Here is a 21115-nt window from a genome sequence, read left to right on the forward strand (position 1 = left end):
GTTAACATCGTGTTTCCTAACGCCCGGTATCCCCCGACCGCGCGTTTCGGGGCTTGACCCAGACGCCGATTCACCCGGTCCGCGCCCGCGAACAGGCCCGTCAGAGCGGTATTCGGCCGCGAAAGATCCCGGATTCAGTCGTGCGGGGGGAGCTCACCCGTCGTCAGTGCGACCAACCGCGACTGGGAGCGCTGGTACTTCTTCCGGTAGCCGCCCGCGAGCATCTCCTCGTCGAAGACCTCGGCGAGGGGCAGCCCGCTCGCGACGATCGGGATTTCGGCGTCGTAGACGCGATCGATGAAGGCAACCAGGCGCAGGGCATCCGTCTGATCGGTCAGCAGGTAGCTGTCGGTCAGGGCGATGACCTCGATGCCGGCGATCAGCTTGATGTACTTCGACGGATGCACCGTGCTGAGGTGACGGATCAGGGAACCGAAGTCGTCTTCCGTGACGTTCGCTCCTCTCGCGACGAGGGCCGCGACGAGGCGGTCGAGTTCCGGCCCATCGACGGCGACGGAGTGGCCCTCGATGTCGCGCCGACGATAGTCGAGCCCGTCGATGCGGAGGATGTCGAAGTTCGCGGACATGGCGCGGATCTCACGGAGGAAATCGATGGCCGCGAACCGGCCCTCGCCGAGCGAATTCGGCGGCGTGTTGGAGGTCGCGGCGACGCGGGTGCCCGAGGCGACGAGTTCGCCGAGCAGACGGGTCATCAGCATGGTGTCGCCCGGGTCGTCGAGTTCGAACTCGTCGATGCAGATGAGCTTCGCCCCGGAGAGCTGCCTGACCGCAGCAGCATAGCCGAGCGCCCCGACGAGTGCGGTGTATTCGATGAAGGTACCGAAGTACTTGGGCCCTGGCGCGGAGTGCCACAGTGCGGCCAGGAGGTGGGTCTTCCCGACGCCGAACCCGCCGTCCAGGTAGATCCCCGGGAGTTGCGCAGGAGCCTTACGGGTACGCGAGAAGAATCCGCCTGGCCGCTGCGGCCGCCAGGCCTCGGCGAAGGCCGTGAGCCGGTCGACGGCCTCGAGCTGGGAGGGGAAGTTCACATCGGGCCGGTACGACTCGAATGAGGCGTGCTCGAACTGGGGAGGCGGCACGAGCTCGGCGACGATTTCGGCCCCCGTGATCTCGGGAGAACGTTCCGCCAGTCGGTGCAGCCGACTGGGAGCCCGGGGCGCCTCTGGAACCATCGTGGAATACCCGTGTTTCTGTCTCGGTTGGCCATGGGGACTGCTTTTCGGACATTCGTGTTGAAGTATTTCACCACGAATGCGCGACCCGGCCGGACCGCGTACATTCGAAGCGCGGGCCGGAAGACCAGCCTAAACCGCGCTCAAATGATCCCGGGGCACAGCCCGGCCCCACTGGAGGTTCCCATGCCCGTCGATCTCGATCCGGACGCCAAGTTCGCCGCATACGCCCATCCCGAACGGCTCGTCAGCACGGCCTGGCTGCGCGAACACCAGCACGATGCCGGACTCATTGTCCTCGAGTCCGACGAGGACGTGCTTCTCTACGAGAGCGGCCACATCCCCGGCGCCGTCAAGATCGACTGGCACACGGAACTCAACGACCAGGTGCAGCGCGACTTCGTCGACAGCGCGGCCTTCGCGGCCGTCCTGGGTTCAAAGGGCATCACGCGCGATTCCACCGTCGTGATCTATGGCGACAAGAACAACTGGTGGGCCGCGTACGCGCTCTGGGTGTTCAGTCTCTACGGGCACCCCGACGTGCGCCTGCTCGACGGCGGCAGGGACAAGTGGATCGCGGAGGGCGGAGCCCTCACCCGCGAGGCCACGGACGTCGCTGCCGAGGAGTACCCCATCGTCCCCCGCAACGACGCGCCGATCCGCGCCTTCAAGGAGGATGTGCTCGCACACTTCGGCCACCCGCTCATCGACGTACGCTCCCCGGAGGAGTACACCGGGGAACGGACCACGATGCCCGCATACCCCGAGGAGGGCGCCCTGCGCGGCGGGCACATCCCCTCGGCGGCGTCCGTGCCCTGGGCACGCGCCGCGGCGGCGGATGCGACGTTCAAGACCCGTGAGGAGCTCGAGGCGATCTACCGGGGCGAGGCCGGACTCCGCGAGAACGACGCCGTGATCGCGTACTGCCGGATCGGAGAGCGCTCGAGCCACACCTGGTTCGTGCTCACGCACCTGCTGGGCTTCGAGGATGTGCGCAACTACGACGGCTCGTGGACGGAATGGGGCAACGCCGTGCGGGTCCCGATCGTCACGGGCCCCGCTGCCGGCGAGGCCCCCGAACCGCGCTGAACCAGGACAGGAACCTGTTGATGACTACCACCGCACTGCCCGCGAAACTGGCCGAGATCCAGGAAGACTTCCTCGAACTCGAGCAGAAGGACCGTTTGCTCCTGCTGCTCGAGTTCGCCGATGAGCTCCCCGAGCTTCCGAGCCGGTACCGTGACCACCCTGACCTGCTCGAACGCGTCGTCGAGTGCCAGTCCCCCGTTTTCATCTTCGTCGACGTCGACGACCAGGACGCCGTGCACCTGCACGCGACGGCGCCCCGGGAGTCCCCGACGACGCGGGGATTCGCCTCGATCCTCGCGCAGGGGCTTGACGGCCTGTCGGTCGCCGAGGTGCTCGACGTTCCGGATGACTACCCGCAGACCATCGGCCTCACCCAGGCGGTGTCGCCGCTGCGTATCCGTGGCATGTCCGCGATGCTCGCCCGCACCAAGCGCAGGCTGCGCGAGCGTCCCTGAGCCCCGCTATCCGGCCGGATGGGCCGGATCATCAGGCTCGGCCGGTTCCGCCCCGGCTCGGAGCTCGCCGAGCCACGTCTCGATCGCCGCGTTCCAGCCTTCCCTGTCGTAGTTCCAGAGCTTGGTGTGCCGGGCGACGGTGAACGGGAGAAAGGTCACGATGTCTGGGCGGCGCACGGCGAGGGCACGCGACGGGCTCGACGGCACGTAACCGTCGTCGTCGCTGTGCATCAGGAGCACGGGGAGTTCGAGGTCGTCCGCGCGGGTCACGAAGTCGAGCCTGCGGAAGTCGATCGGACTCGACTGGCCGGTGAGACGACCGCCCCACCGCCGACCGAGGACCTGCATGGCCCCCGTGGCCACGAGGCCGGGCAGGCGAAGCGTGCTGCCCTGGTACGCGACGACATCCGCCCAGTCGATCACGGGCGAATCGAGCACGATGCCGGACACGAGCTGCGGGAATGCCGTGCGGGTCGCGGTCTGCAGCACGATCGCGCCGCCCATCGACCATCCCATTAGCACGACGCTCGTCGCGCCCCGCCCGGCGGCGAAACCGACCGCCGCATCGATATCGTGCCATTCGGTGTCCCCGAGCCCGTATCGTCCGTCGCCGCTTTCCGGTGCATCGCCGTCGTTGCGGTACGAGACGAGGAGGCAGGTGTATCCGCTGTCGTGGAACACCGGGACTGCCCGCAGGGTCTCCTGCCGCCGCACCCCGCGCCCGTGCACCTGGATCACCCAGCGACCGTCCGGCCGCTCGGCGGGGAGCAGCCAGGCCGGAGCCGGACCGAGCTCCGTCTGCACCTGGACCTGCTCGAACGGAAGACCGAGATCCCAGGGACCCAGGTAGGAATACCCGCCGAGGCGGCCCCGGCGGGCCTCACTGAGGTCCCCGTAGTCGACGCGGTCGATCCGGCGGGTGACGGCCGTCTTCGTCACGCGGAGGATCTCACCGAGCCGGGCGTGCCCGGACTCGCGCTCGAACCAGAAACTGTAGTCACCGGGCAGGACCGAGTCCGGAGTCACCGCGAGCGTGATCGTCGAGGCCTCGAGGTCGACGCCGAGAACATCGGTGTCGTCCGAGCGTGTCACGGCAGGGGTCACGATGCGGCGCGCCATCACAGCGGCCAGCACACTCACTCCCGCGACCACGACCGTGGCCGCACCGGAAACCAGGAGAGCGGTGACTGCGACGACCAGTCCGCCCGGCGTCCCTGACCTCGATTTTTCCCGCACGCGTACCTCCGGCTGCCCGGCGTGCCTCACCGACCCGCCCGGAAAAAACTCTAGTCTGCAGACGTGCCCGAAACACAAGAACCACTCCCCCGGAGTTCGCCGCTGCGCTCGCGGCCATCCGCAGAGCGCACACCCGCACCGACCTCGTCCTCAGTGAAATCCCGGCTCCCGGGAAGCTCGCCCCGCACGCCGTCGCCCTCTCCGCGGATGTGGCCCCCTCACGCCACGGAGGCAACTCCGAACTGGGCACCGGACGTTTCATCCTGTTGTACGACCCCGATGAACCGGAGGCCTGGGGCGGGGCATTCCGGGTGGTCTGCTTCGCGCAGGCTCCCCTCGAAACGGAGATCGGTGTCGACCCGTTCCTCGCCGAGGTCGCCTGGGCCTGGCTGATCGATGCCCTCGACTCCCACGGAGCCCGATACACCGCGGCATCCGGAACCGCGACTAAGATTATTTCGTCGGGCTTCGGCGAACTCGCGAAGCAAGGCGACGGTGCGCAGATAGAGCTGCGTGCTTCGTGGACACCTGTGGACCACAATCTCACCGCTCACGTCGAAGGCTGGGGCGAATTGATCTGCATGCTCGCAGGTCTTCCCCCCATTGGCGAAGGAGTCAGCATGTTGTCCGCACGCCGAACCGGTCGTGGTTGATCACCACGTGATCGATACGCGGGACGCCTATCTGGCGGCTACCGCGGCCATCAGCGCGGGAACGGGACCGATCGGCATCGACGCCGAACGTGCATCCGGTTTCACATACTCGCAGCGCGCGTACCTGATCCAGATGTACCGGCGCGGAGCGGGCACCTTCCTGTTCGATCCGCCGGCGATCGGGGACTTCTCCGAACTCAACGCGGCGATCGCCGGGGACGAATGGATCTTCCACGCCGCGAGCCAGGATCTCGCCTGCCTCAGGGAGGTCGGCCTCGACCCGCACCTCATCTTCGACACCGAACTGGCCGCACGCCTCCTCGGGCTGCCGAGGGTCGGCCTCGGCACGGTCGTCGAGGAACTCCTCGGCATCCATCTCGCGAAGGAGCATTCCGCGGCGAACTGGTCGACCAGGCCTCTCCCCGAGAGCTGGCTCGTCTACGGCGCCCTTGATGTCGAACTCCTCCCCGACCTGCGCGACCGCATGGTCGAGATGCTCGCCGCCGATGAGAAGACCCAGATCGCCGCCCAGGAATTCCAGGCGACGCTCGACCACGAACCCAAGCCGGTCAGTGCAGAGCCGTGGCGAAGGCTGTCTGGGGTGCATTCGATCCGTTCCCAGCGCAACCTCGCCGTGGCGAGGGCCCTCTGGCTCGCGCGCGACGACCTCGCCAGGCACCTCGACGTGTCGCCGGGGCGCCTCGTGCCCGACGCATCCCTCGTCGCGGCCGCACGGGTATTGCCGGCCAGCAGGCAGGCGCTTGCCGACCTTCGCGAGTTCAGTGGACGGGCGAGCCGCAGCGAACTCGACCGCTGGTGGACCGCGATCCAGGACGGCGTCCAAGCGACGGACCTTCCTTCGCTGCGCGGGACCGGCGATGCACTCCCTCCTCCCCGGGCGTGGTCCGACCGGAACCCCGAGGCCGACCTGCGGTACAAGGCCGCGAGGCTCGCTCTCGGCCGGATCTCCGAGGCCTTCGCGATCCCGATCGAGAACCTCGTCACGCCGGACTTCGTGCGCCGGATCGCCTGGACTCCACCGGAGCCGATCGACGTGGAGTCCGTGAGCGAAGCCCTCGTCGCCCTCGGCGCCCGCGACTGGCAGATTGACCTGACTGCACAACAGATCGCGGATGCCTTTGTGGAAGCCAACCAAAACATCGCCGTGTCCGTCGAGGTCGATTCGTAGGATCCGTCCAAGGATTCGACCCGACAATCGTGCCACCCTAGGATCAACCGACACCTGATCTGATTGATGGAGGCACCGTGGCCGAAAGAGCAGAAGTCGTGTTTGTGGATGGGGTTCGCACCCCGTTCGGACGCGCCGGCGAAAAGGGCATGTACTGGAACACCCGGGCGGATGATCTCGTGGTGAAAGCCATGATCGGCCTGCTGGAACGGAACCCGGAGGTTCCCGGAGAACGCATCGACGAGGTCGCGATCGCCGCGACGACGCAGTCGGGAGACCAGGGGCTGACCCTCGGTCGCACCGCGGCCCTCCTGGCCGGGCTGCCGAAATCGGTGCCCGGATACGCGATCGACCGGATGTGCGCCGGAGCGATGACCGCCGTGACCACGGTCGGCGCCGCAATCGGCTTCGGCGCCTATGACCTCGCCATCGCCGGCGGCGTCGAGCACATGGGGCGGCACCCGATGGGCTCCGGCGTCGACCCGAACCCGAGGTTCCTCTCCGAGCGGCTCGTGAGTGAGGACGCCCTCAACATGGGGTCGACCGCAGAGCGAATCCACGACCGCTTCCCCGAATACACCAAGGACAGGTCGGACCGGTACGCGCTGCGCAGCCAGCAGAAGGTCGCCGCGGCGTACGCGGCAGGCAAGATCCAGCCGGACCTGGTCTCCGTGGCCATCCGCAGCGACCAGGGCTGGGGACTCGCGACCCGCGACGAGGCGCCGCGACCCGAGACGACCCTCGAAGGCCTCGCGACGCTGAAGACCCCGTTCCGTCCCTTCGGCCGGATCACGGCCGGAAACGCATCCGGGCTCAACGACGGGGCGAGCGCGTGCCTGCTCGCGAGCGGCGCAGCCGCCAAGGAACTCGGTCTCGGCGTCAAGATGAAGCTCGTGAGCTTCGCCTTCGCCGGCGTCGAACCAGAGGTCATGGGCCTCGGACCGGTGCCGTCCACCGAGAAGGCGCTCCGCAAGGCGGGCCTCAGCATCACCGACATCGGGCTCTTCGAGGCTCAATGAGGCGTTCGCGGTCCAGGTCATCTCGTTCCTCGACCACTTCGGCATCGACGACGACGACCCCCGGGTGAACGAGTACGGCGGCGCCATCGCGATCGGGCATCCCCTCGCTTCCTCTGGCGTTCGCCTGATGAACCAACTCGCCCGCCAGTTCGTGGAGCACCCTGAGGTGCGCTACGGTCTGACCGCCATGTGCATCGGCCTCGGCCAGGGCGGCACCGTCATCTGGGAAAACCCGCACTTCAATCGGAAGGCAAAGTAAGCGATGACCGACTACTCCGCACTCGACTTCTCCGAACTCGTCGCTCTCTCCGGAGACGAGGTCGTCACGCATTCCTTCGTGCGCGACGTTCCCCTGTCCGGGGCGCGCACCCTCGCCCTGGTCACCCTCGACAACGGCAGGGACCACACCCGGCCGAACACCCTCGGTCCGGTCACCCTTCTCGAGTTCGCGGCGACCCTCGACGGCCTCGCCGAGCGCGCTTCGCGCGGGGAGATCCACGGCGTCGCGGTGACCGGCAAGCCGTTCATCCTGGCCGCAGGCGCCGACCTCGGCAAGGTCAGCGAGATTCCGTCGCTCGCGACGGGCAAGCTGCTCGGCCAGCTCGGCCACCACGCCCTCGGGAAGCTCTCCACCCTCGGTGTGCCCTCCTTCGCCTTCATCAACGGGCTCGCGCTCGGCGGCGGTCTGGAGATCGCCCTGAACGCCGATTACCGCACCGTCGACGCATCCGTCGCCGCCGTCGCCCTGCCAGAGGTCTCCCTCGGGCTCATCCCGGGCTGGGGCGGCTCCTACCTGCTGCCGAACCTGATCGGCATCGAGAACGCCCTCACGGTGATCATCTCGAACCCGCTCAAGAACCGCGTGCTCAAGGCACCTGACACCGTCGAACTCGGCATCGCCGACGTGCTCTTCGGATCTGCCGCGTTCCTCGAGCACTCCATCGCCTGGGCCGACGGCGTCATCGCCGGCACGACGACGGTCGCACGACCGAACAAGCCGGGCAAGATCGAGCGTCTGGTGAAGTGGGACGCCGCGATCGGCATCGCCAGGCGGATGCTCGAGACCAGGATCGGCTCTGTCGCGCTCTCGCCGTACATCGCACTCGACCTGCTCAAGGCCGCCAAGAGCGGGACACGCGAGGAGGGCTTCGAACGGGAGGACGACTCCCTCGCGGCTCTCATCGCCGGCGACCAGCTCCAGGCCAGCATCTATGCGTTCAACCTGGTGCAGAAGCGGGCCAAGCGCCCGGCCGGTTCTCCGGACAAGAAGCTCGCCCGCCCGATCACGAAGGTCGGCGTCATCGGTGCCGGCCTGATGGCGAGCCAGTTCGCGCTCCTGTTCGTTCGCCGCCTGCAGGTGCCCGTCGTCATCACGGACCTCGACCAGGCCCGGGTCGACAAGGGTGTCGCATACATCCACGGCGAGATCGCGACCCTGCAGTCCAAGGGCCGTATCACCGCAGACGAGGGCAACCGGCTCAGGGCGCTCGTGACGGGAACGACGGACAAGTCACAGTTCTCCGACGCCGACTGGGTCATCGAGGCCGTGTTCGAAGAACTCGGAGTCAAGCAGGATGTCTTCGCCGAGATCGAGAAGTACGTGTCGCCGGAGGCGATCCTCGCGACGAACACCTCATCGCTCTCCGTTGAGAAGATCGGCGCGAAGCTCGCCCACCCCGAGCGTCTCGTCGGCTTCCACTTCTTCAACCCGGTCGCCGTGATGCCGCTCATCGAGGTCGTCAACACGCCGCAGACGAACGAGACGACGCTCTCGACCGCGATGGTGATCGCGGGCAAGCTGCGGAAGAACGCCGTGATCACGCGCGACACCCCCGGTTTCGTGGTCAACCGGATCCTCGCGAAGCTCCTCGGTGAGGCCATGCACGCCGTCGACACCGGCACCCCCTTCGAGGTCGTCGACGGTGCCATCGCACCGTTCGGACTGCCGATGACGCCGTTCGAGCTCCTCGAACTCGTCGGGCTCAAGGTCGGAGCCCACGTGCTCGACACGCACCACGCCGCGTTCCCGGACCGGTTCTTCGAAAGCGACAACCTGCACAGGCTCGCGGAGCACGGCAAAATCCTCGAGCGCGACGGCAAGGGCAAGGTCACGGGCTTCGACAAGACCGCGAAGAAGATCGTCGCCGGCGGCACGACGCCGATGACGGGCGAGGAGATCCTGCGGCGCATCGAGGACGGCCTCGCCGACGAGATCAAGCGGATGCTCGACGACGACGTCGTTCACGCTGCGGAGGACATCGACCTGTGCGTGATCCTCGGCGCGGGCTGGCCGTTCCAGATGGGCGGGGCAACCCCCAACCTCGACAGGGTCGGCGCGAGCGAGCGCGTCTTCGGCGGCACGTTCCACACGCCGATGATCCGCGGCGTCGCCTCGGAGGTCCCGGTCACGCTCTAGCGCCCCCTGCCAGCGGTGAGTTACGCAAAAAACACCCTCGTCGAGTCGGCGAGGGTGTTTTTTGCGTGACTCAGGCGGAGACGCGCCTGACGTTACCGGTTGACAGGGGACATGTCGGCGTAACGGTCGCCGACGGGGGCGTCGAGCGCGCCGAGGGTGGCGAGCTGCGCCTCCGTGAGGGTGAGGTCACCGGCTGCGACGTTCTCCTCGACCCTGGAGACCCGTTTGGTGCCGGGGATCGGCGCGATGTCGTCACCCTGGGCCAGCAGCCAGGCGAGCGCCACCTGGGCCGGGGTCGCGTCGAGTTCGGCGGCGACGGCATCCACCTGTTCGACGATGCGGATGTTGGCGGCCAGGTTCTCGCCCTCGAATCGGGGGTTCGACCGGCGGAAATCGCTCGCGTCGAGCTCATCGAGCGAGCGGATGGTCCCGGTCAGGAAGCCGCGGCCGAGCGGCGAGTACGGCACGAAGCCGATGCCGAGCTCGCGCAGGAGCGGGAGCAGGCTCCTTCTCCGGGTCGCGGCTCCACAGCGAGTACTCGGTCTGCAGTGCCGTCACGGGGTGCACGGCGTGTGCGCGGCGGATGGTGTCCGGTGCGGCCTCCGAGAGCCCGTAGTGGCCGATGACGCCCTCTTCGATGAGTTCGGCGAGGGCGCCGACGGTCTCCTCGACCGGGACGCCCGGGTCCATCCGGTGCTGGTAGTAGAGGTCGATCCGGTCGGTGCCGAGCCGGGCGAGCGAGCCATGCACCGAAAGGCGCACGTTCTCCGGGCTGCCGTCGAGGCCGCGCCCGCCGTCGCCGCGGTGCAGGATGGTGCCGAACTTGGTCGCGACAACGACCTGGTCGCGCCGGTCGGCCAGTGCTTTTCCGAGCAGTTCCTCATTGAGGTACGGCCCGTAGATCTCCGCGGTGTCGAAGAGCGTGACGCCGAGGTCGATCGCCCGGTGGATGGTGCGGATGGACTCCGCCTCATCCATTCCGGCTCCGGAATAGAACGCGGACATGCCCATGCAGCCGAGTCCGAGCCGGGAGACGATGAGGCCGGTGCTGCCGAGAGTGATGTTCTTCATGCTGGGGAGAGCCTTTCCGATTCTGAGTAGAGGGAGATTTTGTAGTCGATGGCGTCGAGGCTCGTGCGCATGGACTCGAGCTGGCCGGCGACCGTGATCCGGTGCCGCTGCAGGAGTTCGAGGCGGTCGGCGCGGGACGAATCGCCCTGCCTGGCGAGCTCCGCGTAGTCGCGGACCCGGGCGATCGGCAGTGCCGTCGACCGGAGCTTCGTGAGGAAGACGATCCACGCCACGTCCTCGGCAGAGTATTCGCGGTGCGTCGAGCTGCCCCGGTGGATCGGGGCGAGCATGAGCCCGGCCCGTTCGTAGTAACGCAGGGTCGCGACGGTGAGGCCGGTGTGGTCCGCAACCTCTGAGATCGAGAGCGGGGTTGTCGGTGTGGGCATGGTGCAACCCTAAAACCTCGAGCGCGGTTCAGGTCAAGCCGGGACGGTCCTCGCACAGCAGGCACGCAGTTTCGGGCGCCCGCGGCGGGGAGGCCACGGCGGGCACGGTCCCGGTTCAGGGGTGACGGATGCCGACGCCGGCCAACAGGGACCGGTACCCCTCTCGATAGCTCGGGTAGGCGAAGCGGAACCCGCTGGCGAGCAGGAGGGCGTTGCGACAGCGCTTGTCGCCTCCGCGAGGTCCGGTCGAGGCCCCGCCCATCGGCCGTGCCGGATCGTCCGCGGACTCCCCCGCAACTGTCGACCGGCGGCTCGCGACCGGATCGGGCACGCCGAGTTCCGCGGCGAGGAAGGCGAGCACGTCCCCACGTCGCGCGGGGACGCTGTCCGCGCCGAGGTAGAGCGGCGCGGGCGGGGCGTCGCCGGTCACGAGGTGGACGATGGCCGCTGCCGCGTCGTCCCGATGGATGCGGTTGGTGTGGCTGGACAAGCCGACAGCAGAGGCCGTCCCCGAGCGGACCTGGCCGATCAGGCGCTCCCGTCCCGGACCGTAGATCCCGGCGAGTCGCAGCACAGTGGCACCGGGGGCCCGGCGGCGCAGCAGGTCCTCGGCTTCGAGGAGCACCGCACCGGTCGCGGACGAGGGCAGCGCGGGAGTTCCCTCGTCGATCCAGCTCCCGTCGTCGACGCCGTACACGGCGGTCGAGGACACGAGCAGGAAGCGGCTCGGTGAGACGCCTGCCGCATCGAGGGCGTCAAGGAGATTCCGCAGGCCGTCGACGTACGAGGTGCGGTAGGCATCCGCTGTCGGGCCTGCCGCGGCGATGGCGACGATCACGATGTCCGTGTCGGCAGGGACAGCGGGCCGTTCACGGGTGAGATCGACGGCCTGGCCCTCGATCGCGGCGGGGAGGACCCCCGGCGACCTGCGCAGCCCGACCACGCGGTGACCGAGGGACACGAGGCGCAGCCCGACCTCGGTGCCGAGGTCGCCGCAGCCGGCGATCAGGACTGTCACTCCGCGCGGCCGCCGCGCATCGTGATCGATCCCGTGTCCGTCCGATCGGCAGGCAGCGGCCGCGCGTGCGGAAGCTTGCTTCCGAGCACCATCGCCACGACGTCGCGCGCGATGTGCTGCGGCGTGAGGCCGACCCGTTCGAGGATCTCGGCGCGGGTGCCGTGGGCGAGGAATTCGTCGGGCAGCCCGAGTTCGGTGACGGCCGTGTCGACGCCGGCCTCGCGCAGGTCCTGGCGGATGCGCGTGCCGATTCCCCCGACCCGGATTCCGTCCTCGATGCTCACGACGAGGCGGTGTTCCGCGGCGAGCCCGATCAGGCTTCGGGGAACGGGCACGACCCAGCGCGGGTCGATGACGGTCGCGCCGATCCCCTGGGCAGACAGGCGCCTGGCGACGTCGAGGCCCATGGCAGCCATCGGGCCGACCGTGACGATGAGCACGTCCTTCTGTGCCGATTCGAGCAGAACGTCGACGCCGTCGTCGAGGCGCGCCACGGCGTCGAACTCGACCCCGGTGCTGCCCTTCGGGAAACGCAGCACGGTCGGTGCGTCCTCGACGGCGATGGCCTCGCCGAGCTCCTCGCGGAGCCTGGTCGAGTCGCGCGGGGCGGCGAGGCGGATGCCGGGAACGACCTGCAGGATCGCGAGGTCCCAGATGCCGTGGTGGCTCGGCCCGTCCGGGCCCGTCACACCTGCCCGGTCGAGGACGAAGGTCACCCCGGCCTTGTGCAGTGCGACGTCCATCAGGACCTGGTCGAAGGCACGGTTGATGAAGGTCGCGTACAGGGCGACGACGGGGTGCAGCCCGCCGAACGCGAGGCCCGCCGCGCTCGCCACGGCGTGCTGTTCGGCGATGCCGACGTCGTGCACCCGGTTCGGGAAGCGTTCCGCCATCCGGTGCAGCCCGGTCGGGCGCAGCATGGCCGCGGTGATCCCGACGATCCGCGGATTCCCGGTCGCGAGGTTCAGGAGCTCGTCGGAGAACACCGACGTCCACGACGGCGCGCCGGGGGTCTCCGTCGACTCCCCGGTCTCCGGGTCGATCTGCCCGACCGCGTGGAACTGGTCGGCGGTGTCCTGCATGGCGGGGTCGTAGCCCTTGCCCTTCTGGGTGATCGTGTGGACGATCACCGGCGCGCCGTAGTTCTTGGCCTGTTGGAGGGCTTCGAGCATCGCTTCCATGTCGTGCCCGTCGACCGGGCCGATGTACTTGATGTCGAGGTTCGAGTAGAGCGCCTCATTGTTGGAGAACCGCGCGAGGAAGCCGTGCAGGCCGCCGCGTACGCCACGGAAGAACGCCCGGGCCGGTGCTCCCATGTTGTCGAAGGCGCGACGGCTGCTCAGGTACGCCGCGTGGTAGCTGCTGCGGGTGCGCACCGTGTTGAGGAACCGTGCCATGCCGCCGATCGTCGGCGCATAGGAGCGGCCGTTGTCGTTCACCACGATGATCAGGCGGCGCGTGTTGTCGTCGCTGATGTTGTTGAGCGCTTCCCAGGTCATGCCGCCCGTGAGCGCGCCGTCTCCGACCACCGCGATCACGTGCCTGTCGCTCTGCCCGGTCATCTCGAACGCCCGGGAGATCCCGTCCGCCCAGGACAGCGAGCTCGAGGCGTGCGAGCTCTCGACGATGTCGTGCACAGACTCGGAGCGCTGGGGGTACCCGGCGAGGCCGTCCTGCTGGCGGAGTCCGCTGAAGTCCTGACGACCGGTCAGGAGCTTGTGCACGTACGACTGGTGCCCGGTGTCGAAGACGATCGCGTCGCGCGGGGACTCGAAGATCCGGTGGATGGCGATGGTCATCTCGACGACGCCGAGGTTAGGCCCGAGGTGCCCGCCGGTCTTGGAGACTTCGCTGACCAGGAAGCCGCGGATCTCCGCTGCGAGCAGGACGAGTTCGCCCCGCGAGAGGCGGTCGAGGTCACGTGGACCCGTGATGGTCTTCAGCAGGCTCATCGGTAACACCTTTCGAGTACGACGTCGCGGGTAGAAAGGAACCGGCGCGTAGCGTCAACAGGAGTTGAGTCTACGCGCCGGTCCCGAACGATAACCGTGACGGTTACGCGACCAGTGATCGAAGAACGTACTGCAGGATGCCGCCATTCCGGTAGTAGTCGGCCTCGCCGGGCGTGTCGATCCGGACAACGGCGTCGAATTCGATGGTCGCCTTGCCCGCTGCCGAGTTCTCACTCGGGGACGCGGTCACGTGCACCGTCTTCGGGGTGACGCCGGCGTTGAGTTCCGTCAGTCCGGCGATCGAGACGATCTCCGTGCCGTCCAGTCCCAGGGACGCCCAGCTCTCGCCGGCAGGGAACTGCAGGGGCACGACGCCCATTCCGATCAGGTTCGAGCGGTGGATCCGCTCGAAGCTCTCGGTGATGACCGCCTTGACGCCGAGGAGGCTGGTTCCCTTGGCCGCCCAGTCGCGTGAGGACCCGGAGCCGTACTCCTTGCCTCCGAAGATCACGAGCGGGATACCGGCGGCCTGGTAGTTCTGGCTCGCGTCGTAGATGAACGACTGCGGGGCGCCCTCGATCGTGAAGTCGCGGGTGTAGCCGCCCTCGACGTCGTCCAGGAGCTGGTTGCGCAGCCGGATGTTGGCGAAGGTGCCGCGGATCATGACCTCGTGGTTTCCCCGGCGCGATCCGTAGGAGTTGAAGTCGCCGCGGGCGACGCCGTGCTCGACGAGGTAGGCGCCTGCGGGGCTGTCCGCCTTGATGTTGCCTGCCGGGCTGATGTGGTCGGTCGTGACGGAGTCTCCGAGCTTTGCCAGCACCCGGGCGGCGACGATGTCGCTCACCGGTGTGGTCTCGAGCGTCATGCCGTCGAAGTACGGGGGCTTCCGCACGTAGGTGGACTCGCTGTCCCACTCGAAGACCTCGCTGTCGGGTGTCGGCAGGGAGCGCCAGCGCTCGTCGCCCTCGAAGACGGCGCCGTATTCCTTCGTGAACATCCCGGTGTCGATCGAGCTGTCGATCGTCGACTGCACCTCCGCGGAGTCCGGCCAGATGTCCCTGAGGTACACCGGGTTGCCCTCGGTGTCGTCACCGAGAGCATCCGTCTCGAAGTCGAAGTTCATCGACCCGGCGAGGGCGTATGCGATCACGAGCGGGGGGCTCGCGAGGTAGTTCATCTTGACGTCGGGGCTGATGCGGCCCTCGAAGTTGCGGTTGCCCGAGAGCACGGCCGTGACGGCGAGGTCGTTCTCGTTGATCGCAGCGGACACCTCGTCGATGAGCGGGCCGGTGTTGCCGATGCACACGGTGCAGCCGTAGCCGACGGTGTAGAACCCGAGGGCTTCGAGGTCACCGGTGAGGCCGGCCTTCTCGTAGTAGTCCGTGACGACCTTGGAGCCCGGTGCGAGGGTGGTCTTGACCCACGGCTTGCTCGTGAGGCCCTTCTTGACGGCGTTGCGGGCGAGGAGCCCGGCCGCGAGCATGACGCTCGGGTTGGACGTGTTCGTGCACGAGGTGATCGCGGCGACGGCGACGGCCCCGTGGTCGAGGGTGTAGCTCGCCCCCGCAGCTGTCTCGATCGCGACCGGCGAGGAGATGGTCCGGGGCGGGTGGCTCACGTGGGTGTGCGAGATCGCGTGGGCGCTGCTCTCGTCCTGGGCGGTGAACCCGATCGGGTCTGAGGCGGGGAAGGTCGCCTCAACGGCGGCATCGACCTGGGACAGGTCATGCGTCGCGTAGCTCTGGAGGTCGGTCTCGAACTGGTCCTTGGCGCGGCTGAGCTCGACCCGGTCCTGCGGACGCTTGGGGCCGGCGATCGAGGGCACGACGGTGCCGAGGTCGATCTCGAGGTACTCGCTGAAGACGGGCTCGCGGGCCGGGTCGTGCCAGAGGCCCTGCAGCTTCGCGTATGCCTCGACGAGGGCGACCTGTTCCTCGCTGCGGCCGGTGAGGCGCAGGTAGCCGAGGGTGACGTCGTCGATCGGGAACATGGCGGCGGTCGACCCGAACTCGGGGCTCATGTTGCCGATGGTCGCCCGGTTGGCGAGGGGAACCTCCGCGACGCCCTCCCCGTAGAATTCGACGAACTTGCCGACCACGCCGTGCTTGCGGAGCATCTGGGTAATGGTGAGGACGACATCCGTAGCGGTGACGCCGGTGGGGATGGAGCCGGTGAGCTTGAAGCCGACGACCTTGGGGATGAGCATGGAGACGGGCTGGCCGAGCATGGCCGCCTCGGCCTCGATGCCGCCGACGCCCCAGCCGAGCACGCCGAGGCCGTTGACCATGGTCGTGTGCGAGTCGGTGCCCACGCAGGTGTCCGGGTAGGCCTGCAGCACGCCGTCGACGACACGGGTCATCGTGACGCGGGCGAGGTATTCGATGTTGACCTGGTGCACGATGCCGGTTCCCGGCGGGACGACCTTGAAGTCGTCGAAGGCGGTCTGGCCCCAGCGGAGGAACTGGTACCGCTCGCCGTTGCGCTCGTATTCGATCTCGACGTTGCGCTCGAGGGCGTTCTCGCTGCCGAAGAGGTCGGCGATGACCGAGTGGTCGATGACGAGTTCGGCGGGGGCGAGCGGGTTGATCTTGTTCGGGTCGCCGCCGAGGCTCCGCGACGGCCTCGCGCATCGTGGCGAGATCGACGATGCAGGGCACGCCCGTGAAGTCCTGCATGATCACGCGGGCGGGCGTGAACTGGATCTCGGTGTCCGGTTCGCTCGTGGGAACCCAGGCGCCGAGGGCGCGGATGTGATCGGCCGTGATGTTTGCGCCGTCTTCGGTGCGGAGGAGGTTCTCCAGCAGCACCTTGAGACTGAACGGCAGCAATTCGTAACCCTGCACCGAGTCCAGGCGAAAGACCTCATAGTCTGTCGCTCCGACGCGGAGGGTGTCCTTGGCTCCAAAACTGTTTAACGCAGACACGATGCCCTCTCCTTTGTGGAAACTGACGGGAATCCGTCCGCAGTCCCCAATCCTGACGAACGGACCAGCACAAGGCCAGCAAGGGTTACCTAACCGGCGGCGCTACCGAACGATGTCGCCGTCAAACTATCTTGACGTAGAGATAACTCTAGCAGGGCGCGCCAGCGAGGTCCTCTCCGGTCCTGCCCTATTCGCGGTCGAAAACGAGGCCGGTGCGCCGCGCGTACCGGTACATGAGCTCGATTCCCGCCGCTCCGAGCGCCCCGACGCCGATCCCGACGAGCAACGGGAGGTCGAGGCGCACGTCGATGACGAAGAACGCCCGGGAGAAGGGGATCGTGCACGCGAGCAGCATGGCGGTCGCCATCCCCGCGACGAGCGCCAGGCGGGGCCCGGTGAGCGGCCGGGCGAGCACACACAGGATCCAGAGCGACACGACGAAGAGGGAAACGGTGGTGACGCTCCTGGCCTCCGCGAGTGGGATCCTGTCGTGCAGGGCGACGAAGGTCACGAGGGCCGTCGCCGCGGCGATGGCCCCGGTCGGCACGGCATAGCGGACGATGCGGCGCAGGACCCCCGGGGTGTAGATCCGCCGGTTCGGGGCGAGCGCGAGGACGAACGCGGGGATGCCGATCGCGAGGCCGGAGACGAGGGTCAGCTGCCGCGGCAGGAAAGGGAACGGCAGGGCGAGCAGCGACGTCGTGAGCGCGATCAGGATGCCGTAGACGGTCTTGGAGAGGAACAGGTTGGCCACACGTTCGACGTTGGCGATGACCCGGCGACCGAGGCCGAGCACCTCGGGCAGGCGGTCGAAACGATTGTCGAGCAGGACGAGGCGCGACGCGGCCTTCGTCGCCGGCGTCGCGGAGCCCATCGCGATGCCGAGATCGGCGTCCTTGATCGCCATCGCGTCGTTGACGCCGTCTCCGGTCATGGCGACCGTGCGCCCCTCTCCCTGCAACAGGGCGACGGCCGTCCGTTTCTGTTCCGGGCTCACGCGTCCGAACAGGCTCGCGGTCGTCAGCGCCGCCGCGAGGGCCTCATCGTCGGCGAGTTCCGCCGCGTTGACGGTCGCACCGCCGACACCGAGCTGGCGTGCGATCGCCGCGACCGTCACGGGGTTGTCCCCGCTCATCACGATCACGCGCACCCCCTGCGCCGCGAAGTACCGCAGGGTCTCCGCCGCGTGGGGTCGCACGGATTCCCGGAACACGACGAGGCAGACCGGGTCGAGGGCGCATTCCTCGGGGTCCACCGCGCCGTCCAGGGCCGCCGTGCCGGCCAGGCGCACGAGTGCGAGGGTGCGGTGCCCCTCTGCGGCGATGACGGATGCCGCGGCGAGCGATTCGGGATGCGCCGCGAGCAGCCGCTCGGGAGCGCCGAGCAGCCAGGATGCGGCGGCACCGGGGCCGGCGAGGGTCAGGCCGCTGAACTTGCGGGCCGAGCTGAACGGAAGCCGGGCGCTCACGATGGCCGGGCCCGGGTCGAAGTGCGAGCCGAGCGCCCGCGCGGTGAGGTTGGCGGCGTCATCCGTGCCGAAGACGCCGAGCACGAGCCGCGCATCCGCTTCGTGGACAGCGGACTGCACGACGAGCCGGTCGAACTCGAGCCTGCCGCTCGTCAGGGTGCCGGTCTTGTCGAGGCAGAGCACGTCCACCCGCGCGAGCACCTCGACGGCGGCGAGCTCCTCGATGAGGACCTTGTGCCGGGCCAGCTGAACCGCTGCGAGGCCGAAGGCCAGGCTGATCAGCAGGACGAGCCCTTCGGGGATCATGCCGACGACGCCGGCGACCGAGTCCCGCAGGGCACTCCGCCACGGCCCGTCCATCCCGGTGAAGAGGGAGTCCAGACCGCCGTATGCCGCGATCCGGCCGATCAGTGTGAGCAGGATCACGGGGCCGAGCAGCCAGGACAGCACGACGAGGATGCGGTTGGTCGCCGCCCGCAGGCTCGGAGTGTACGAGGGAGTGCCGCCGGATCTCGGCGGTGAGCCGGTTCGCGTACGACGCGGCGCCGACGTGCGTCAGCCGTGCGTACCCGGAGCCGCCCGAGACGTACGAGCCGGACAGGAGCTCGTCCCCGACGACCTTGACGACGGGATCCGACTCCCCGGTCAGCAGGGATTCGTCAGCGACGAGGTCGTCGCCCTGGAGCACCACGGCGTCCGCGGGGACCTGGTCGCCCGGCCGAAGGATGATCACGTCGTCCTGGACGACGAGTCCGAGCGGGACGATGTGCGCCAGGCCGTCACGCCTGACCGCGACTTCGGGGATCGCCAGGAGCGCGAGGCGGTCGAGCACGATCTTGGCCCGCACTTCCTGCACGATCCCGATCAGCGCGTTGGCGACGACGATGATGTAGAACAGGCCGTCCCGGTAGTCGCCGAGCACGGCGACCGCGATGAAGCAGACCGTGAGGATCGCGTTGAACAGGGTGAAGACGTTCTCGCGCAGGATGTCGGCGACGGTGCGCGAGGTGGGCTGGCCGGCATCGTTGCCCCTGCCGTCGGCAAGGCGCTCGGCGACCTCTGCGCTGCTCAGCCCGTCGTGCGGCAGTGTTTCGCTCATTGCTCGGAGCCGGTCACGACGCTGCGGCAGACACGGGTCAGAGCTCGGCTTCACCGACGGACGGCGTGCTCGGCCGGTAGACCGAACGCACCATGAGCCACGACACGATGAGGAGCGGCGCGTACAACGGAATACCCATCAGGAGCTTGGTCGCGCCGAGCCAGGCGACGTTGCCCGCGTAATAGAGCGGGAGTTCCACGGCGAGGCGCAGGAGGAACAGCCCGGCCCACAGGCCGGTCAGCAGGGAGAGCACCCGGCGCTTGGACGGGTCGGACCGCCAGTTCACGCCGTCGCCGACCAGGAAGCCGACGGCGAGGCCGATGAGCGGCCACCCCACGATGATCGAGATCACGAGGGCTCCCCCGTACACGCCGTTGATCCAGAACCCGGAGAGGTAGAAGTCCTCTGCCTTTCCGGAGAGCAGGGCGAGCACGGCGCTGATGCCGATGCCGACGAGGCCGCCGACGGCTTGGGTCACCGTCTGCCTGGCCGCGACGCGCAGCCCGGCCATCACGACGCCGATCACGATCGGGGCGACGAGGGAGGGAATGAGGTCGCGGGTCAGGGTGTACGTCACGAGGAAGACGAGTCCGGGCAACACGGCCTCGACCAGGCCGCGGATGCCGCCCATCGCTGCGAGCAGCGCGTGGCCGCTGATCGGCTCGCCCTCCGCCGCCGGCGAGAAGCCGGCACGTCGGGCCGCAGCGGCCATGCTGTCGGCGAACACGCCCTTCGGGGTCGGCTCCGCCGGGTCGGGGGTCTCGGGCTCGTCGCGGGAGGCTGGGGTGTCCGTCATGTCGGGGCGATCTTCCTGGCGGTCGGGTCAGGCGTCGGAGGGTTCTGCGGGGCCGGCGGGCGTGACCGGCATCCGCAGCGGAATCAGGTCGCGCGGCGGCATCGGTGCAGACCCGCGCACGACGACGATGCTGCGGAAGAGGTCCTCGATCTGGGCGGCGGCGTCCGGGTTGATGGCGCCTTCGCCCGCGATCACGCCGCGGAGGAACCAGCGGGGCCCGTCGACACCGATGAAGCGGGCCAGCCTGCTGGTTTCGGAGGCCTCCTGGCCGGTCGCGACGGGGATCTCCGCGACGAGCTCCGGTCCGAACGGGCCTTCGCGCAGGGTCGTCGTACCGCCCTGCTTGCTGATCTGGTCCGCGATCTGGTCGCGGATCTCGTGCCACAGACCACTGGACCGGGGCGCGGCGAACGGCTGGACCTGCAGCGTGGAGCCGGCGTAGTCCAGGCCGATGGCCACGACCCGCTTGCTGCCTTCTTCGATCTCGAGGCGCAGGTGCAGGCCCTCACGCGGCAGCACCTTGACGCCGCCGAGGTCGACGTACGGTCGTACCGGGTTCGCCTCGCTCTCGTCGAGGGGTCCCTCGGTCTCCCGATCCTCTGGCGCCGACTTGGGCAGTGGTTCCGGGAATTGGTCCGCATTCGCGACGTCGGTCACGGGGTGTCTCCTGACATTGGTGAGCCGGCGGTCTGCCGGCCGGTTCCCGTTTCACGCACGCCCGTCGATCCGAAACCGCCCTCGCCGCGCTGGCTGTCCGGCAGCCGGTCGACGGGTATGAAGGCGGCCCGGGAAACCGGGGTGACGATGATCTGGGCAATGCGATCGCCCACGGCGATCGCGAAAGATTCGGTCTGGTCGGTGTTGAGCAGCGAGACCTTGATTTCGCCGCGGTAGCCGGCGTCCACGGTACCCGGCGAGTTCACGATCGTGATGCCGTGCTTGGCAGCCAGGCCGCTGCGCGGCACGACGAACGCCGCATACCCGTCGGGAAGGGCGATCGACACGCCGGTCCCGACCAGGGCGCGCTCACCGGGAGCAAGAACAAGCTCTTCGGCCGAGTGCAGATCTGCTCCGGCGTCGCCCGGATGCGCGTACCGCGGAACGATGGATGCGGTTATCAACACTTCGACGCTTTCTGCCACGTGTCGAGG

At 68.4% G+C, this 21115-nt stretch carries 13 protein-coding genes and 5 pseudogenes; 6 read left to right on the forward strand and 12 right to left on the reverse strand.

Annotated elements, in window-relative coordinates:
- Positions 1-134: 134 nt before the first annotated feature.
- Positions 135-1193, reverse strand: coding sequence for a cell division protein ZapE (gene zapE, locus KIV56_RS03210; protein ID WP_281535127.1), 1059 nt, complete (start codon positions 1191-1193; stop codon positions 135-137).
- Positions 1194-1379: 186 nt separating this feature from the next.
- On the opposite strand from zapE, the gene KIV56_RS03215 reads away from it, so the two are divergent.
- Together KIV56_RS03215 and KIV56_RS03220 are read left to right on the forward strand one after the other, a co-directional pair.
- Positions 1380-2282, forward strand: coding sequence for a sulfurtransferase (locus KIV56_RS03215; RefSeq protein WP_281535128.1), 903 nt, complete (start codon positions 1380-1382; stop codon positions 2280-2282).
- A 20-nt stretch (positions 2283-2302) separates the two neighbouring features.
- Positions 2303-2737 carry a SufE family protein gene (locus KIV56_RS03220; RefSeq protein WP_281535129.1) on the forward strand — a complete coding sequence of 145 codons (435 nt, stop codon included), beginning with the start codon at positions 2303-2305 and terminating at the stop codon, positions 2735-2737.
- A 6-nt stretch (positions 2738-2743) separates the two neighbouring features.
- On the opposite strand, the gene KIV56_RS03225 is transcribed toward KIV56_RS03220, so the two are convergent.
- On the reverse strand, positions 2744-3973 hold the full coding sequence (locus tag KIV56_RS03225) for an alpha/beta hydrolase family protein (RefSeq protein WP_281535130.1): 1230 nt from the start codon (positions 3971-3973) through the stop codon (positions 2744-2746).
- An 83-nt stretch (positions 3974-4056) separates the two neighbouring features.
- On the opposite strand from KIV56_RS03225, the pseudogene KIV56_RS03230 reads away from it, so the two are divergent.
- The 4 genes and pseudogenes from KIV56_RS03230 to KIV56_RS03245 all read left to right on the forward strand — a co-directional run.
- Positions 4057-4626: pseudogene (locus KIV56_RS03230) on the forward strand (DUF3000 domain-containing protein); the annotation flags it as partial.
- Entirely contained in the window at positions 4619-5815 is a 1197-nt protein-coding gene (locus KIV56_RS03235) for an HRDC domain-containing protein (protein ID WP_281535131.1), read from the forward strand. The pseudogene KIV56_RS03230 and the gene KIV56_RS03235, both read left to right, overlap by 8 nt.
- Before the next feature lie 77 nt (positions 5816-5892).
- Positions 5893-7093 (forward strand): annotated as a pseudogene (locus tag KIV56_RS03240) (thiolase family protein).
- 3 nt (positions 7094-7096) lie between these two features.
- Positions 7097-9250 (forward strand): 3-hydroxyacyl-CoA dehydrogenase NAD-binding domain-containing protein, encoded by a 2154-nt coding sequence (locus KIV56_RS03245; RefSeq protein WP_281535132.1) that lies wholly within the window; start codon positions 7097-7099, stop codon positions 9248-9250.
- A gap of 92 nt (positions 9251-9342) precedes the next feature.
- Here KIV56_RS03245 and KIV56_RS03250 read toward each other — a convergent pair.
- From KIV56_RS03250 to dut, 10 genes and pseudogenes are all read right to left on the reverse strand, one after another.
- Positions 9343-10321: pseudogene (locus tag KIV56_RS03250) on the reverse strand (aldo/keto reductase).
- Entirely contained in the window at positions 10318-10707 is a 390-nt protein-coding gene (locus tag KIV56_RS03255; RefSeq protein ID WP_281535133.1) for a MerR family transcriptional regulator, read from the reverse strand. The pseudogene KIV56_RS03250 and the gene KIV56_RS03255 overlap by 4 nt, the downstream one beginning before the upstream one ends.
- 115 nt (positions 10708-10822) lie before the next feature.
- Entirely contained in the window at positions 10823-11725 is a 903-nt protein-coding gene (locus KIV56_RS03260; RefSeq protein ID WP_281535134.1) for an NAD-dependent epimerase/dehydratase family protein, read from the reverse strand.
- Positions 11722-13677, reverse strand: coding sequence for a 1-deoxy-D-xylulose-5-phosphate synthase (dxs, locus tag KIV56_RS03265; RefSeq protein WP_281535135.1), 1956 nt, complete (start codon positions 13675-13677; stop codon positions 11722-11724). The genes KIV56_RS03260 and dxs overlap by 4 nt, the downstream gene beginning before the upstream one ends.
- A 103-nt stretch (positions 13678-13780) precedes the next feature.
- A pseudogene (acnA, locus tag KIV56_RS03270) lies at positions 13781-16601 on the reverse strand (aconitate hydratase AcnA).
- A gap of 187 nt (positions 16602-16788) precedes the next feature.
- Complete coding sequence (locus KIV56_RS03275) at positions 16789-18375, reverse strand: HAD-IC family P-type ATPase (RefSeq protein WP_281535136.1); 1587 nt, start codon at positions 18373-18375, stop codon at positions 16789-16791.
- Positions 18376-18625: 250 nt separating this feature from the next.
- A pseudogene (locus KIV56_RS03280) lies at positions 18626-19168 on the reverse strand (ATPase); the annotation flags it as partial.
- 37 nt (positions 19169-19205) lie between these two features.
- Positions 19206-19964 (reverse strand): DUF3159 domain-containing protein, encoded by a 759-nt coding sequence (locus KIV56_RS03285; protein WP_281535137.1) that lies wholly within the window; start codon positions 19962-19964, stop codon positions 19206-19208.
- A gap of 27 nt (positions 19965-19991) precedes the next feature.
- Positions 19992-20621 (reverse strand): DUF3710 domain-containing protein, encoded by a 630-nt coding sequence (locus KIV56_RS03290; RefSeq protein WP_281535138.1) that lies wholly within the window; start codon positions 20619-20621, stop codon positions 19992-19994.
- Positions 20618-21106: a dUTP diphosphatase gene (dut, locus tag KIV56_RS03295; RefSeq protein WP_281535139.1), complete on the reverse strand. Its 489-nt coding sequence runs from the start codon at positions 21104-21106 to the stop codon at positions 20618-20620. Before dut ends, KIV56_RS03290 begins: the two co-directional genes overlap by 4 nt.
- Positions 21107-21115 lie beyond the last annotated feature (9 nt).

The organism is Cryobacterium breve (assembly GCF_027594785.1).
GTDB classification, from domain to species: Bacteria; Actinomycetota; Actinomycetes; order Actinomycetales; family Microbacteriaceae; genus Cryobacterium; species Cryobacterium breve_A.

Excerpts from the sequence above, each read along its gene's own strand:
- KIV56_RS03245 (WP_281535132.1), top strand. The coding sequence starts at position 7,097 with ATGACCGACTACTCCGCACTCGACTTCTCCGAACTCGTCGCTCTCTCC.
- KIV56_RS03275 (WP_281535136.1), bottom strand. The coding sequence starts at position 18,375 with ATGATCCCCGAAGGGCTCGTCCTGCTGATCAGCCTGGCCTTCGGCCTC.
- KIV56_RS03220 (WP_281535129.1), top strand. The coding sequence starts at position 2,303 with ATGACTACCACCGCACTGCCCGCGAAACTGGCCGAGATCCAGGAAGAC.
- KIV56_RS03215 (WP_281535128.1), top strand. The coding sequence starts at position 1,380 with ATGCCCGTCGATCTCGATCCGGACGCCAAGTTCGCCGCATACGCCCAT.
- KIV56_RS03255 (WP_281535133.1), bottom strand. The coding sequence starts at position 10,707 with ATGCCCACACCGACAACCCCGCTCTCGATCTCAGAGGTTGCGGACCAC.
- zapE (WP_281535127.1), bottom strand. The coding sequence starts at position 1,193 with ATGGTTCCAGAGGCGCCCCGGGCTCCCAGTCGGCTGCACCGACTGGCG.
- dxs (WP_281535135.1), bottom strand. The coding sequence starts at position 13,677 with ATGAGCCTGCTGAAGACCATCACGGGTCCACGTGACCTCGACCGCCTC.
- KIV56_RS03285 (WP_281535137.1), bottom strand. The coding sequence starts at position 19,964 with ATGACGGACACCCCAGCCTCCCGCGACGAGCCCGAGACCCCCGACCCG.